At 66.3% G+C, this 14,183-nt stretch carries 12 protein-coding genes; 3 read left to right on the top strand and 9 right to left on the bottom strand.

Going from position 1 to position 14,183, the window contains the following annotated elements:
• Nucleotides 1–15: 15 nt before the first annotated feature.
• Nucleotides 16–1,134 carry an acyltransferase gene (locus ACIGHN_RS07905; protein ID WP_056419085.1) on the bottom strand — a complete coding sequence of 373 codons (1,119 nt, stop codon included), beginning with the start codon at nucleotides 1,132–1,134 and terminating at the stop codon, nucleotides 16–18.
• 234 nt (nucleotides 1,135–1,368) lie between these two features.
• Here ACIGHN_RS07905 and ACIGHN_RS07900 point away from each other — a divergent pair, with 234 nt between their 5' ends.
• Genes ACIGHN_RS07900 through ACIGHN_RS07890 form a run of 3 tightly spaced genes read left to right on the top strand, consistent with a single transcriptional unit; the run spans nucleotide 1,369 to nucleotide 4,355 of the window.
• A complete protein-coding gene (locus ACIGHN_RS07900) occupies nucleotides 1,369–1,953 on the top strand; it encodes a GbsR/MarR family transcriptional regulator (protein ID WP_056419244.1) in 585 nt (194 codons plus the stop codon).
• Nucleotides 1,954–1,957: 4 nt separating this feature from the next.
• Nucleotides 1,958–3,337: a cytochrome ubiquinol oxidase subunit I gene (locus ACIGHN_RS07895; RefSeq protein WP_396503948.1), complete on the top strand. Its 1,380-nt coding sequence runs from the start codon at nucleotides 1,958–1,960 to the stop codon at nucleotides 3,335–3,337.
• Between the two features lie 16 nt (nucleotides 3,338–3,353).
• A complete protein-coding gene (locus tag ACIGHN_RS07890) occupies nucleotides 3,354–4,355 on the top strand; it encodes a cytochrome d ubiquinol oxidase subunit II (protein WP_396504135.1) in 1,002 nt (333 codons plus the stop codon).
• A gap of 165 nt (nucleotides 4,356–4,520) precedes the next feature.
• On the opposite strand, the gene ACIGHN_RS07885 is transcribed toward ACIGHN_RS07890, so the two are convergent.
• The 8 genes from ACIGHN_RS07885 to ACIGHN_RS07850 all read right to left on the bottom strand — a co-directional run bounded on the left by ACIGHN_RS07885 (nucleotide 4,521) and on the right by ACIGHN_RS07850 (nucleotide 14,170).
• The gene (locus ACIGHN_RS07885; protein ID WP_396503947.1) at nucleotides 4,521–5,657 is read right to left on the bottom strand and encodes an ABC transporter substrate-binding protein; all 1,137 of its coding nucleotides are present in this window, start codon (nucleotides 5,655–5,657) and stop codon (nucleotides 4,521–4,523) included.
• 244 nt (nucleotides 5,658–5,901) lie between these two features.
• Nucleotides 5,902–6,855 (bottom strand): NAD(P)H-dependent flavin oxidoreductase, encoded by a 954-nt coding sequence (locus ACIGHN_RS07880; RefSeq protein ID WP_396503946.1) that lies wholly within the window; start codon nucleotides 6,853–6,855, stop codon nucleotides 5,902–5,904.
• A gap of 158 nt (nucleotides 6,856–7,013) precedes the next feature.
• The gene (locus ACIGHN_RS07875) at nucleotides 7,014–8,804 is read right to left on the bottom strand and encodes an acyl-CoA dehydrogenase (protein ID WP_396503945.1); all 1,791 of its coding nucleotides are present in this window, start codon (nucleotides 8,802–8,804) and stop codon (nucleotides 7,014–7,016) included.
• A gap of 77 nt (nucleotides 8,805–8,881) precedes the next feature.
• Entirely contained in the window at nucleotides 8,882–9,814 is a 933-nt protein-coding gene (locus ACIGHN_RS07870) for an electron transfer flavoprotein subunit alpha/FixB family protein (RefSeq protein WP_056170308.1), read from the bottom strand.
• Between the two features lie 12 nt (nucleotides 9,815–9,826).
• The gene (locus ACIGHN_RS07865; protein ID WP_396503944.1) at nucleotides 9,827–10,576 is read right to left on the bottom strand and encodes an electron transfer flavoprotein subunit beta/FixA family protein; all 750 of its coding nucleotides are present in this window, start codon (nucleotides 10,574–10,576) and stop codon (nucleotides 9,827–9,829) included.
• 207 nt (nucleotides 10,577–10,783) lie between these two features.
• Nucleotides 10,784–12,130, bottom strand: a complete 1,347-nt coding sequence (locus ACIGHN_RS07860; RefSeq protein WP_396504134.1) for a mechanosensitive ion channel family protein — start codon at nucleotides 12,128–12,130, stop codon at nucleotides 10,784–10,786.
• Nucleotides 12,127–12,918, bottom strand: coding sequence for an enoyl-CoA hydratase (locus tag ACIGHN_RS07855; RefSeq protein ID WP_396503943.1), 792 nt, complete (start codon nucleotides 12,916–12,918; stop codon nucleotides 12,127–12,129). Before ACIGHN_RS07855 ends, ACIGHN_RS07860 begins: the two co-directional genes overlap by 4 nt.
• A gap of 298 nt (nucleotides 12,919–13,216) precedes the next feature.
• Nucleotides 13,217–14,170 (bottom strand): histone deacetylase family protein, encoded by a 954-nt coding sequence (locus ACIGHN_RS07850; RefSeq protein ID WP_396503942.1) that lies wholly within the window; start codon nucleotides 14,168–14,170, stop codon nucleotides 13,217–13,219.
• Between the last annotated feature and the right edge of the window lie 13 nt (nucleotides 14,171–14,183).

Here is a 14,183-nt window from a genome sequence, read left to right as displayed (position 1 = left end):
GGGCCACGCCCCGCGCTAGGCCCAGTTGCTGGACACCGCCACCAGCATGCCCGCCCCCACCAGCCCCACCTGCCAGCGCAGGGCCGTGGTCCACGAAGGGACATGGCGCTCCACATGCAGATACAGCTGCCGGCCCGCGGCCAGCGACAGCGCGAACGCGAGCAGCATGCCCAGGGCATTGAGCACCGGCGACTCCGGCCACAGGCGGCTGATCACCGCATTGACCAGCAGGCACACCGCAAAGTGCACCAGGAACACCGAGTACGACATTTGCCCCAGTTGCACCAGCGGCGCCACGCCCCGCCACGACCGAACGCTGTCGGAGCGCAAGGCGGCCACCAGGCACAACGCAGTGGCCAGCGCCACCAGGATGCGGCCACGGTGGTCGATGGCCAGGGCAACGCCCCCCAGCACCACCATCAGGGCCACCCAGCCCTGCGCACGCGGCGCCTGCACCGCCCAGTAGGCCAGCATGCCCAGACCGTAAGAGCCAAAGAAGTACACCGCCCACATGTCGAGCTCGGGCATGCGGTTCAGAACCCACAGCGACGCCGCCATGCCGGCCACGATGGCGCTCTTGGCCAGCAGCGCCGCATGCTGCTGTGCCCGGGCGCCCGGAAACGCGCGCGCGCCGGCCCACACCAGCACACTCAGGGCGAACAGCTGAAAGTCGATGGCCACGTACCAGACGCCAGCCGACAAGGCACTCTCGCCCACGATGTCCTGCAGCAGCAGCGCATTGGCCAGCAGCTGCGCCAGCGTCGGTTCGTCCGGCACGGAGGCGTGGTCCAGGCCGGGCCGTACCAGCGCGGCGACGATCACCGTCAGCAGCAGCGCCACCGCATAAGGCACCACCAGCCGCACGAAGCGTTTGGCGATGGCGTGGCCCGCGTGGTCAAAACGCGGCACACCCTGCGGCGCCAGGCTGGCGGCAGCCAGATAGCCGCCCAGCACCAGAAACACCTGCACCGCCATGCGGCCGTAGTCGTACAGCCAGGCGATGAGTGCGGGGGCCAGGGGCTGGGCGATGTCCGACATCGGCCCGTAGAACGCGAGGTGGTGCCACACGATGGCGATGCACGCCAGGCCTTTGGCCATATCGATGACTGGCGTGCGGGATGTGGGTGGAGACATGGTGTTTGGAGGGCGCAGGGTAAAGGTGCCGCAGGCCCCGCACCGACAAGTGCACAGGCCAAAAACCTTCTATTGTCTCCTGACGCAGTACAAATGCTCGTCACCTAGGTGTCTGCAGCCCACCCGCACACCCCATCGCACAGGGACCACCGATAACCCCGCACGCAACTCCAGCATATTCTGAATTTTCAGTAAATACTGAAAATTCAGAAATTACGGGCACAATGCATGGCCATGACGTACATCAGCCATCTGCCCCCCCTCAACCGCCAGTTCGTCGCCCACTTCGGCGAGATGGGCAGCCGATGGGGCATCAACCGCACGGTGGGGCAGATGTATGCGCTCATCTTCCTGTCGCCCCGCCCGCTCAATGCCGACGAGATAGCCGAGACGCTGGAGTTCTCGCGCTCCAATGTGAGCATGGGCTTGAAAGAGCTGCAGGCCTGGCGCCTGGTCAAGCTCAGCCACCAGCCCGGCGACCGGCGCGAGTATTTCGAGGCGCCCAAGGACGTGTGGGAGATCTTCCGCGTGCTGGCCGAGGAGCGCCGCCGCCGCGAGATCGAGCCCACGCTGTCGATGCTGCGCATGGCGCTGCTCGAAGACCCCGGGACCGACGCGGAGCGCCACGCCCAGGAGCGCATGCGCGAGATGCACGAGCTCATCGACCGGCTCATGACCTGGTTCGACGACGTGCAGCGCCTGGCGCCCGAGACCGCGATGCAGCTCATGGGCATGGGCACTGCGGTGACCCGGGTGCTGGAGTTCAAGGACCGGCTGACGGGCAAGGGCTCGCCGGCCAAGGACAACAAGGGGGCCTGAGGCCATGGACACCTTCATGCTGTCGCGCATCCAGTTCGCGGCCAACATCAGCTTTCACATCCTGTTCCCGACCATCACCATCGCGCTGTGCTGGTTCCTGGTGTTCTTTCGCCTGCGGTACACCGCCACGCGCGGCACGCCGGCGGCCAAGGGCTGGGAGCAGGCCTATTACCTGTGGACCAAGGTGTTCGCGCTCACCTTCGCGCTGGGCGTGGTCTCGGGCATCACGATGAGCTTTCAGTTCGGCACCAACTGGCCGGGCTTCATGGAGCACGTGGGCAACATCGCCGGGCCGCTGCTGGGCTACGAGGTGCTCACGGCCTTCTTCCTGGAGGCCACCTTCCTCGGGATCATGCTGTTCGGCCGGGGCCGCGTGTCCGAGCGGGTGCACCTGGTCGCCACGCTGATGGTGGCGTTCGGCACCACGCTGTCGGCGTTCTGGATCTTGAGCCTGAACTCCTGGATGCAGACACCGCAAGGCTACGAGATCATCGACGGCAAGTTCCACGCGGTGGACTGGCTCGCCATCGTGTTCAACCCCTCGTTCCCCTACCGCCTGGGGCACAAGCTGCTGGCCTCGGCACTGACGGCGGGCTTCCTCATCGCAGGCGTCAGCGCGTGGCAGTTGATCAAAGGGGCGGCCAACGAGGGCACGCGCAAGGCGCTGCGCACCGCGGTCACGGCCGTGGCCATCGCCATCCCGCTGCAGATCCTCATGGGCGACATGCACGGCCTGAACACGCTGCAGCACCAGCCCGCCAAGATCGCGGCCATCGAGGGCATCTGGCACACCGAGAAAGGCGCGCCCCTCACGCTGTTCGGCCTGCCCAACGAAAAGGAAGGCCGCACCGACTACGCGCTGCAGATCCCCAAGGCCGCCAGCCTGATCCTGGCACACGACATCGACGCCGAGCTCAAGGGGCTGAACGAGTTTCCGGGTGCTCACCCGCCGGTGGCACCGGTGTTCTGGGCCTTCCGCGTGATGGTGGGCATGGGCATGCTCATGCTGGCGGTGGCGTGGGCCAGCGCCTGGGTGCTGTACCGCCGCCGCAGGCAGGCAACCGCCGCCCTGCCCCGCGTGCTGCTGTTCACGCTGGTGGGCATGACATTCTCGGGCTGGGTGGCCACGCTGGCCGGCTGGTACGTGACGGAGATCGGCCGCCAGCCGTACCTGGTCTACGGCCTGTTCAAGACCGCGGACGCCGTGGCCACGCACCCGCCGGGCATGGTGGCGACCACGCTGGCGGCCTACCTCACGGTCTATGTGCTGCTGCTCGTGGCCTACATCGGCGTGATCAAGTACATGTCCGAGCACCCGGCCATGCCCGTACCGGCCGTGCCGCCGCCGGCGCAGGCGCCGCTGCCCACACCCCCTGCCGCTTAAGGAGAACACCATGGAAATGACCTTGGCCCATACGCTGCCCCTGGTGTTCATGGCCGTCATGGGGCTGGCGCTGCTGGCCTACGTGATCCTGGACGGCTACGACCTGGGCGTGGGCATCCTGCTGCCCCTGGCCACCGATGCCGAAAAGGATGTGATGGTCTCCAGCATCGGTCCCTTCTGGGACGCCAACGAAACCTGGCTCGTGCTGGGCGTGGGCGTGCTGCTGATCTGCTTTCCGATGGCGCACAGCGTGGTGCTGTCGGCGCTGTACCTGCCCGTGGCCGCCATGCTGCTGGGGCTGACCCTGCGCGGCGTGGCGTTCGACTTTCGGGTCAAGGCCCGCGATGCGCACAAGGCCACCTGGAACAAGCTGTTTGCCGGTGGGTCGCTGGTCACCACGCTGGCGCAGGGCTGGATGCTGGGCGCGTACGTCACCGGTTTCCAGAACGACGCCTGGGGCCTGCTGTTCTCGGCGGGCATCGCGCTCACGCTGCCAGCGGCGTACGCCATGCTGGGCGTGGGCTGGCTGCTGATGAAGACCGATGGCGACCTGCAGACCAAGGCCGCCAAGTGGGGCCAGCGCGTGCTGTGGCCCATGGGCCTGGCGCTGCTGGGCATCTCGCTGGCCACACCGCTGGTCAGCCACACGGTGTTCGCCAAATGGTTCGTGCTGCCCGAGCTGTTCGCGCTGCTGCCGATTCCGCTGGCGTGCGTGGCGGCGTTCTTCGCCATCCGCCACGTGCTGGGCACGCCGCGCGTGGTGCAGGCAGGCTACGGCTGGATCGTGTTCGTGGCCACGGTGCTGATCTTCATGCTGGCGTTCCTGGGCCTGGCTTACAGCATCTACCCGTACATCGTGATCGACCGCCTCACGGTGTGGGACGCTGCCAGCGCACCGGAGTCGCTGGTCGTGATCGGCATCGGCATGGCCATCACGCTGCCGGCGATCATCGTGTACACGGTGTTCATGTACCGGGTGTTCTGGGGCAAGGCGCGGGAACTGACGTATGGGTTGTGAAGGGTCAGCGATGCAGGCCGCACACCACCAAGACAGTTCGGGCTGAACTTGTCGAAGTGCTGCGCAAGGCTTCGACAGGCTCAGCCCGAACGGCGGTGGGGGTGCAGAAGTTGCTCCGTCTGACGATCCGCTCAACCCACCCAACACCTAACCATTTGCACCTGCTCAATACCGCAAACTCCCCTCCGCATCCACGATGGCCAGCTCCACATAGGTAGACCCGTTGTGGCTCCTGGGCGAGTACTTCACGTTGAAGCGCCCGAACGAGATCTCGCCCGCGTCTTCCATGGTCTTGGTGAACGACTCGGTGGTCAGGTTGCGGCCGGTGCGGCGCAGGCCCTCCACCAGCAGCCGGGCGTGCACGAAGCCCTCGAACTGCGAGGCCGACGGCTGGGCGTTGGGCGACTTGGCGCGCAGCAGGGCCAGGTACTCGGCCACCACCAGCACGGTGGTGTTGCGCAGCGACGGCATGATCTGCGCCAGGATGATGCCGCGCGCCTTGTCCTTGAGCTCGCGCTGGATCACGTCCATGCTGGCCACCGAAAATCCGTAGTACGCCGGCCTCGCCGCCGTGCCCTGCACGGCCTTGACGAAGCTGGTGAACGTGGTGCCCGCCGTGGCCACGATGACGGCCTGGGGCTGCGCCTTCTCGGTGGCCTGCGCGGCGGCCGCGAAGTCGGGTTGCTTGGGGTCGACCTTGATCTCGGCGGCGAAGGCGAGCTTTTCTTCGTCAGAGGCTTTTTTCAGCTCGGCCAGCAGCGTCTTGCCCAGGCCGTCGTCCTGGTAGAAAACCGCCACGCGGCTGATGCCCTGCTGGCGCAGTTGGGACACGATCTTGGTGGCCTCGCTGGCGTAACCTGCGCGCACGTGAAAGACCAGCGGGTTCAGCGTCTCACGGAACGCGGATGCCCCCGTGACCGGGCCGAACAGCAGCGTGCGGTGCTCCTTGATCAGCGGCAGGATGGCAGCGGTCTGCGCCGTACCGGTGCTGTTGTAGATCATGAAGACCTTGTCGGTCTCCAGCAGCTGGCGCGTGTTCTCCACGGCCTTGGCGGTGTCGAAGGCGTCGTCCAGCGTGGTGTAGCGGATCATGCGGCCATGCACGCCGCCCTGCGCGTTCACGGCGTCGAACATCAGCCGCGAGCCTTCGCCGTATTGCGCCGTCTGCGGGCCCAGGGGACCGGAGAGCACGGCCGAGGCGCCCAGGCGGATCTCGTCGTTCGTCACGCCCTCATTGCGGGCGTGCGCGCCCTGGCTGGCACCCAAGGCCAGCAACAGCCCCAGCAAACACGAACGAAGCATGGCATGTCCCCTCACGGCGATGACGACCAGCGCTGCAGCATGCTGCGCTGATCTGGTTATTTATCATCATCATTCACCACGCCACGCAGCGCCGTCTATTGGGGGTTTGCCCTGTCGCGACCGGCCCACACACCTCCTGCCAGGGCGTGGCGCGAACGACAACGCCCGCAGCGCGTGACACGCTGCGGGCGCAAGACAGAGATCAACAGGCCGACCCCAGAGCCGGCCAGCAGGGATGCAGAACTCAGAGCTTGAGGCGGGCGCGGGCGGCCTGGTACTCGGTGCGCAGGCGAGCCACCAGGTCGGCGGTGCTGGTCACGGCGTCGATGGCACCAATGCCCTGGCCGCAGCCCCAGATGTCCTTCCATGCCTTCTTGGCGTCGCCGCCGAAGTTCATCTTGCTGGGGTCGGACTCGGGCAGGTTGTCGGGGTCCATGCCAGCCGCGCGGATGGACGGCGCCAGGTAGTTGCCGTGCACGCCGGTGAAGAGGTTGCTGTAGACGATGTCGTCGGAGTTGCCGGCCACGATGGCCTGCTTGTACTCGTCGCTGGCCCGCGCCTCGTGCGTGGCGATGAAGGCCGAGCCGATGTAGCCGAAATCCGCGCCCATGGCCTGCGCGGCCAGCACCGCATCACCGCTGGCGATGGAGCCGCTGAGCGCGACGGGGCCGTCGAACCACTGGCGGATTTCCTGGATCAGCGCGAACGGACTCTTCACGCCCGCATGGCCGCCCGCACCGGCCGCCACGGCGATCAGGCCGTCGGCGCCCTTCTCGATGGCCTTGTGCGCGAACTTGTTGTTGATGATGTCGTGCAGCACCACGCCACCCCAGGCGTGCACGGCCTGGTTCACGTCCTCGCGGGCGCCCAGGCTGGTGATGATGATCGGCACCTTGTACTTGGCACAGACCTGCATGTCGTGGTCGAGCCGGTCATTGCTCTTGTGCACGATCTGGTTGATGGCGAAGGGCGCAGCGGGTTTGTCCGGATTCGCCTTGTTGTAGGCGGCCAGCGTCTCGGTGATCTCGGCCAGCCATTCGTCGAGCAACTCGGCCGGGCGCGCATTGAGCGCGGGCATGGAACCCACGACACCCGCCTTGCACTGCTCGATCACGAGCTTGGGGTTGCTGATGATGAACAGCGGCGACCCGATGACGGGGAGCGAGAGGTTCTGCAAAACAGGAGGCAGTGTGGACATGGCAGCGACTTCCAGGACAAAGAATTTGATTCAAAACAGCCCCTACCGCTTGATAGACAAGCGCTAGCAGCTATTATTTTTATAGCAATCGCCTTGAGTCATCACCCAAGGCGAGTCTCCTCACCATCGACGGCAGGGCCCGGGTGGGCCGGTGCCGATCAGAACGCGTCGAGCGCCAGTTCCGTCACGCTGGCCGCACCTTCGACAATGCTGTCGCGCAGGCCGGGTGCCTTGACCAGGATGTGCTCGGCGTAGAACTGCGCTGTCGTGATTTTTGCCTGCATGAACGCGGCGTCCTGTCCCTTGTGCAACAGCTCCTGGGCCACCAGCAGGCTGCGCGCCAGCTGCCAGCCCGCCACGACGTTGCCTGCCAGCATGAGGTAGGGCACGCTGCCCGCGAACACGGCGTTGGGCTGGGTCTTGGTGCCGCCCGCCACGAAGTCGATCACGTCGAGCAGCGCCTTGCGCGCCGCCGTGAGGCGCTTGGCCACGGCCAGGGCGGCCGGGGTGCCGCTGGCCAGCAGCTCGCCTTCGGTGGTCTCGATCTGCGCGGCAATGCCCTTGGCCACCTGGCCGCCATCGCGCGCGGTCTTGCGGCCCGCGAGGTCGTTGGCCTGGATGGCGGTGGTGCCTTCGTAGATGGTCAGGATCTTGGCGTCGCGGTAGTACTGCGCGGCGCCGGTTTCTTCGATGAAGCCCATGCCACCATGCACCTGCACGCCCAGGCTGGTCACTTCCAGGCTGGTCTCGGTGCTGTAGCCCTTGACCAGCGGCACCATGAATTCGTAGAACGCCTGGTTCTGCTTGCGCGTGTCGGCATCCGGGTGGTGGTGCGCGGCGTCGAACGCGGCCGCCGCCACGGTGGCCATGGCGCGGCAGCCTTCCACCGTGGCGCGCATGGTCATGAGCATGCGCTTCACATCGGGGTGGTGAATGATGGGGGCGCTGGCGGCCATGGAGCCGTCCACCGGGCGGCTCTGCACGCGGTCCTTGGCGTACTGCACGGCCTTCTGGTACGCACGCTCGGAGATCGCGATGCCCTGCATGCCCACCGCGTAGCGGGCGGCGTTCATCATGATGAACATGTATTCGAGGCCGCGGTTTTCCTCGCCGACCAGGTAGCCCACCGCACCGCCGTGGTCGCCGAACTGCAGCACCGCCGTGGGCGATGCCTTGATGCCCAGCTTGTGCTCGATGCTCACGCAGTGCGCGTCGTTGCGCGCGCCCAGCGTGCCGTCCTGGTTGACCATGAATTTGGGCACCACGAACAGGCTGATGCCCTTCACGCCTTCGGGCGCGCCCGCCACCCGTGCCAGCACCAGGTGGACGATGTTCTCGGCCATGTCGTGTTCGCCGTAGGTGATGAAGATCTTGGTGCCAAAGACCTTGTAGCTGCCATCGGCTTGGGGCTCAGCGCGTGTGCGCACCAGGGCCAGGTCCGAGCCCGCCTGGGGTTCGGTCAGGTTCATGGTGCCGGTCCACTCGCCGGTCACCAGCTTTTCAAGGTAGGTGGCCTTGAGCTCGTCGCTGCCGGCCGTGAGCAGCGCCTCGATGGCGCCGTCGGTCAGCAATGGGCACAGCGCAAAGCTCATGTTGGCGCTGTTGGTCATCTCGATGCAGGCCGCGCCGATGGTCTTGGGCAGGCCCTGGCCGCCGAAGTCGGCCGGGTGCTGCAGGCCCTGCCAGCCGCCCTCGGCGTACTGGCGGAACGCGCCCTTGAAACCGGGGGTGGTGGTGACCACGCCGTCTTTCCAGCTCGACGGGTTCTTGTCGCCCTCGAAGTTCAATGGCGCCAGCACGCCCTCGTTGAACTTGGCGCATTCTTCCAGCACGGCCTGCGCGGTGTCGAGCCCCGCGTCTTCAAAACCGGGAATCTGCGCGATCTGTTCAATGCGGGCCAGGTGCTCGATGGCGAACAGCATGTCCTTGACGGGGGCGATGTAACTCATGAAAGTCTCCGAGATAGCGGAAAAAACTCAAAAAAAAGGCACCGCAAGCGATGCCTTTTTGCGGGCCAGCGGCGTGCTCAGAGCGCCTTGACCAATTCAGGCACAGCCGTGAACAGGTCGGCCTCCAGGCCGTAGTCGGCCACGCTGAAGATCGGCGCTTCCGGGTCCTTGTTGATCGCGACGATCACCTTGGAGTCCTTCATGCCGGCCAAATGCTGGATCGCCCCCGAGATGCCGGCAGCCACATACAGCTGCGGCGCGACGATCTTGCCCGTCTGGCCCACTTGCAGGTCGTTCGGTGCGTAGCCCGCATCCACCGCGGCGCGCGATGCGCCGATGGCCGCGCCCAGCTTGTCGGCCAGGGGCGTGATGACTTCGTCGAACTTTTCCTTGCTGCCCAGCGCGCGGCCACCGGAGACGATGATCTTGGCGGCGGTCAGCTCGGGGCGGTCGTTCTTGGCGATCTCGCTGCCCAGGAAGGTGCTCTTGCCGGCGTCGGCGGTTGCAGCTGCGGTTTCCACCGCGGCGGAGCCACCGGTGGCGGCCGCTGCGTCAAAGCCCGTAGTGCGCACGGTGATGACCTTCACGCTGTCGGCGCTTTGCACCGTGGCGACGGCGTTGCCGGCGTAGATGGGGCGCTCGAAGGTGTCGGCGGCGACGACCTTGGTGATGTCGCTGATCTGCGCGACATCGAGCTTGGCGGCCACGCGGGGTGCCACGTTCTTGCCGCTGGCGGTGGACGCGAACAGGATGTGGCTGTAGCTCGACGCGATGGCCAGCACCTGGGCGGCCACGTTTTCTGCCAGGCCGTGCTCCAGGCCCGGGGCATCGGCATGGATGACCTTGGCAACGCCGGCGATCTGGCCCGCAGCGGCTGCGGCGGCGCCTGCGTTGTGGCCGGCCACCAGCACGTGCACGTCGCCGCCACACGCCACAGCGGCGGTCACGGTGTTGAGGGTTGCGCCCTTGATGGTCGCGTTGTCGTGTTCAGCAATAACGAGTACGGTCATTTCTTGTTCTCCTTAGATGACTTTTGCTTCGTTCTTGAGCTTGTCGACCAGGGCGGCCACGTCAGCCACCTTGACGCCTGCGCCGCGCTTGGCCGGCTCGGTCACCTTCAGTGTCTTCAGGCGCGGCGCCACGTCCACACCGAGGTCTTCGGGCTTGACGGTATCGAGCTGCTTCTTCTTGGCCTTCATGATGTTGGGCAAGGTGACGTAGCGGGGCTCGTTCAGGCGCAGGTCGGTGGTAATGACCGCTGGCAGTGTGAGCGACAGCGTCTCAGCGCCGCCATCGACTTCACGGGTCACGCTGACCTTGTCGGCCGACAGTTCGACCTTGCTGGCGAACGTGGCTTGCGGCAGGTCGGCCAGGGCCGCCAGCATCTGGCCGGTCTGGTTGGCATCGTCGTCGATGGCCTGCTTGCCCAGGATGATGAGGCCGGGCTGTTCCTTGTCGACCAGGGCCTTGAGCAGCTTGGCCACGGCCAGGGGCTGCAGCTCGGCATCGGTCTCGACCAGGATGGCGCGGTCGGCGCCGATGGCCATGGCGGTGCGCAGGGTTTCCTGGCACTGGGCCACGCCGCAGGACACAGCGATGACTTCGGTCACCAAGCCCTTTTCTTTCAGGCGCACGGCCTCTTCGACGGCGATCTCGTCAAAGGGGTTCATGCTCATCTTCACGTTGGCGATGTCCACACCCGTGTTGTCCGATTTGACGCGGACCTTCACGTTGTAGTCCACCACGCGCTTGACAGGGACCAAGACCTTCATTGCTGCGGCTCCTAGAGTTGGTTGAATTGACGTTTACGTAAACTAGAACATTCTATGCCGCGCTGCAGCGAGAGTGCTACGGAGCCGGGACACAGCGTGCAGGATCAGAAAAAAGAACGATCGTGCTTTTTACGGATTATAGGCGACTGCAGCGGCCACTTGTCCAGTCTGGCTGTCGCATGCGGCAACCGGGGTCTGCGTCAGGGCCTACGGCGCCGCATTTGACGGCGTGGCAGGCGCAGCCGCCGGCGCCAGAGCCGCAGGCAGTGCCCCATCGACCTGCACATGCATGACCCGCTGGGGGTAAGGGATTTCGATCTGGTGGGCGCGCAAAGCCTTGAGGATGGCGCGGTTGATCTCGGACCGCAGGCCGAGCGAGCCGTTCTCCGGGTCGGCGATCCAGAAGCCCACGGTGAACTCCAGGCCATCGGCCCCGAACGCCGACAAGGCCACGCTGGGCGCGGGGTCGCGCAGCACGCGGCTGCTGGCCAGTGCCGCCTCGGCCAGCAGGCCGGTGACCAGCTCGACATCGGTCTCGTACGCCACGCTGACCACCGTGGAGAGCCACACCCGGGTGTCGGCCAGCGACAGGTTCTCCACCCGTTGGATGATCAGCATCTCGTTGGGCACGATCGACTCCCGGCCCGTGGACGAGCGCACCACGGTGTAGCGCGCCCTGATGTCGGTGATGCGGCCTTCAAAATTGTCCACGCGCACGTTGTCGCCGATGCGCATGCTGCGTTCGGCCAGGATCACGAAGCCACTCACGTAGTTGGACGCGAGTTTTTGCAGGCCGAAGCCCAGCCCCACGCCGATGGCCCCGCCCAGCACCGACAGCGCCGTCAGATCGATGCCCACGGCCGAAAGCGCCATGATCAGGCCCACGAAAATCAGCAGGGCCCGCACCGCATTGCTCACCGCCTTGCGCAGCGACAGCTCGGCGCCCGTGGCCGCGCGCAGCAGGCGCGCCTCGATGGCGGCCGATATCCACAGCGCGATCAGCAGCACGGCGCCTGCGGTGAGCGCTCCTTCGATGAGGGTGCGCACCGACAGGTTGGAGCCACCCACCTTCCAGTGGATCTGGTCCAGCTCCTCCAGCACCATCGGCAGCAGGCCCGTGACCCACAGCACCATCCCCAGCCACGCCAGCCACGAGATCGACCGCTCGATGGGCCGCACCCAGGCGGCGTCCGGGTACGCGGCCTGCAGCACCTTCACGCCGATGCGGATCACCACCAATGACACCAGCACCGGGATCGCCACGCGGAACACCGCCAGCGGCATCCAGTGCATCAGCGAGGTGCGGGCCACGTAGGCCAGGCTCAGCAGCGCCAATGGGAACAGCGCGCCGTCGATGACGCGGGCACCGAACAGGATCGATCGGGAGTCCCCGTGGTGCAGCCCGCGCTGCAGCAGCGTGACCAGCCACCAGGCCAGGCCCACACAGGCCACCAGCGCGGCCAGTTCCACCAATACCGTGGGCCGCACAAAGGCTTCGGCCCAGCGCCCCAGGTCGTCGAGCATCAAGGTCGGGTCGGCAGCCATGGCGTTCATTGTTTCCATGCAGGCTGGCGCTTGTCGGCAAAGGCGCGCGCGCCTTCCTGCGCAGCGGCGTCCATCATGTTCGTGGCCATGGCCTGGCCCGCCAACTGGTAGGCAGCGTCCATGCCCAGTTCGCGCTGCCGGTACACCAGCGCCTTGCCCATGGCCACCGCCACGCGGGGCTTGTTCACGATCGACTGCACCAGCTTTTCCACCTCGGCCTCCAGCGCTTCGGCCGGTGCGACGCGGTTGACCAGCCCCTGGGCCAACGCCGTGGGCGCGTCGATGAAGTCACCCGTCAGCAGCATCTCCATCGCCCGCTTGGCCGGCACATTGCGCACCAGCGGCACGCTGGGCGTGGCGCAGAACAGACCGTAGTGGATGCCGCTGGTCGCAAAGCTGGCGGTGTCGGCCGCCACGGCCAGGTCGCACTGCGCCACCAGCTGGCAGCCCGCAGCGGTGGCCATGCCCTGCACGCGCGCAATCACCGGCACGGGCAGCTTGTGGATGGTGAGCATCATGCGGCTGCACTGGGCAAACAGCTTCTGGTAGTAGGCGGGCTCGGGGTTCGCCGCCATGTCCTTCAAGTTGTGGCCCGCGCAGAAGGCCCTGCCCGCTGCGGCCAGCACCACCACCCGCACGGACTCGTCGCGGCCCGCAGCGTCCAGCGCCTGCTGCAGCGCGGACAGCATCTCGGTGCCCAGCGCGTTGAAGCGCGCAGGGTCGTTCAGGGTCAGGGTGACCACGCCGCGCGCATCGCGGGTGACCAGCAGCAATTGTTCAGAGTTCAAGGTCGTCATATCTTTTCTATTCATAGACAGCGAGCGTCAAACCAAGCACGCTGCCATGCCAGCGCCACCGTGGAACTGGCTCCGCCAGGCCACGGGTGGCGTCCCCCTCAGGGGGAAGACGCCGCAGGCGGCTCAGGGGGAGCCAGGGATGCTCTGCACGAATCAGCGCGTCGTGGGCATCTGCGGGCTCGGGCAGTCTGCAGCGTTGCAAATACTCGCAATAGCTCCAGCTATTGCTGTGTTTTGCGCCTTGCAGCCCCTCCCGATCCGCAGCGCCCACTTTCCGCTTGATTCGTGCAGAGCATCCCTAAAGATCCGCAAGGACCCGCAGATGCGCCTCCACGCTGCGCGCGAGCGGCCCCATCACATAGCCGCCTTCCAGGCACGACACGATCCGCCCCTTGGAGAACCTGCGCGCCACATCCTTCACCCGCTGGGTGATCCAGGCGTAGTCCTGCTCGGTCAGGCCCAGCTGGCCCATGTCATCCTCGCGGTGGCCGTCGAAGCCCGCGCTCACAAAGATCATCTCGGGCTTGAAGGCCTCCAGCCGGGGCATCCACATCATCTCGATGATCTCGCGGATGTCCATGCCGCGGGTGTACGCCGGCACGGGCACGTTGACCATGTTGGGCGCCGGATCCTGGTCGCCGCTGTAGGGGTAGAAAGGGTGCTGGAAGATGCTGACCATCAGCGCACGCGGGTCGCCGGCCAGGATGTCCTCGGTGCCGTTGCCGTGGTGCACGTCGAAGTCCACCACCGCCACCCGCTGCAGGTTGTAGCGCTGCAGCGCGTACTTGGCCGCCACCGCCACGTTGTTGAAGAAACAAAATCCCATGGCCTTGTCGCGGCATGCGTGGTGGCCGGGCGGGCGCACCGAGCAGAACGCGTTCTCGATCTCCCCGGCCATCACCGCATCGGTCGCGGCCAGCGCCGCACCGGCGGCACGCAGCGAGGCCTTCCAGGTGTGGGCGTTGATGGAGGTATCGGTGTCGATCTGCGCGTAATGGGGGCCGCCCGCCATCAGCTCTTCGTTGAGCCGGTCGGACAGTCCTCGCAACGCGGCAATGTGCATGCGGCCGTGGGCCAGTTCGATATCGGCGAGCGACGCCTCAGGGGCGTCGTAGCGCTCCAGCGCATCGCCCACACCGGTGACCAGCAAGCGGTCTTCGATGGCATCCAGCCGTTCGGGGCATTCAGGGTGGCCCGGGCCCATCTCGTGCTTCCAACAGTCCCGGTGGGTGAAATAGCCCGTCTTGCTCACAGTCTTGTCCCCG

Origin of the sequence: Acidovorax sp. NPDC077693 (genome assembly GCF_044542805.1) — a bacterium.
In the GTDB taxonomy this organism is placed as follows: domain Bacteria; phylum Pseudomonadota; class Gammaproteobacteria; order Burkholderiales; family Burkholderiaceae_C; genus Acidovorax.
The sequence above is the reverse complement of the archived record's forward strand: the minus strand, read 5'-3'. Positions and strand labels throughout refer to the sequence as shown.

Excerpts from the sequence above, each read along its gene's own strand:
- ACIGHN_RS07905 (WP_056419085.1), bottom strand. The coding sequence starts at position 1,134 with ATGTCTCCACCCACATCCCGCACGCCAGTCATCGATATGGCCAAAGGC.
- ACIGHN_RS07900 (WP_056419244.1), top strand. The coding sequence starts at position 1,369 with ATGACGTACATCAGCCATCTGCCCCCCCTCAACCGCCAGTTCGTCGCC.
- ACIGHN_RS07895 (WP_396503948.1), top strand. The coding sequence starts at position 1,958 with ATGGACACCTTCATGCTGTCGCGCATCCAGTTCGCGGCCAACATCAGC.
- ACIGHN_RS07890 (WP_396504135.1), top strand. The coding sequence starts at position 3,354 with ATGACCTTGGCCCATACGCTGCCCCTGGTGTTCATGGCCGTCATGGGG.
- ACIGHN_RS07885 (WP_396503947.1), bottom strand. The coding sequence starts at position 5,657 with ATGCTTCGTTCGTGTTTGCTGGGGCTGTTGCTGGCCTTGGGTGCCAGC.
- ACIGHN_RS07880 (WP_396503946.1), bottom strand. The coding sequence starts at position 6,855 with ATGTCCACACTGCCTCCTGTTTTGCAGAACCTCTCGCTCCCCGTCATC.
- ACIGHN_RS07875 (WP_396503945.1), bottom strand. The coding sequence starts at position 8,804 with ATGAGTTACATCGCCCCCGTCAAGGACATGCTGTTCGCCATCGAGCAC.
- ACIGHN_RS07870 (WP_056170308.1), bottom strand. The coding sequence starts at position 9,814 with ATGACCGTACTCGTTATTGCTGAACACGACAACGCGACCATCAAGGGC.
- ACIGHN_RS07865 (WP_396503944.1), bottom strand. The coding sequence starts at position 10,576 with ATGAAGGTCTTGGTCCCTGTCAAGCGCGTGGTGGACTACAACGTGAAG.
- ACIGHN_RS07860 (WP_396504134.1), bottom strand. The coding sequence starts at position 12,130 with ATGAACGCCATGGCTGCCGACCCGACCTTGATGCTCGACGACCTGGGG.
- ACIGHN_RS07855 (WP_396503943.1), bottom strand. The coding sequence starts at position 12,918 with ATGACGACCTTGAACTCTGAACAATTGCTGCTGGTCACCCGCGATGCG.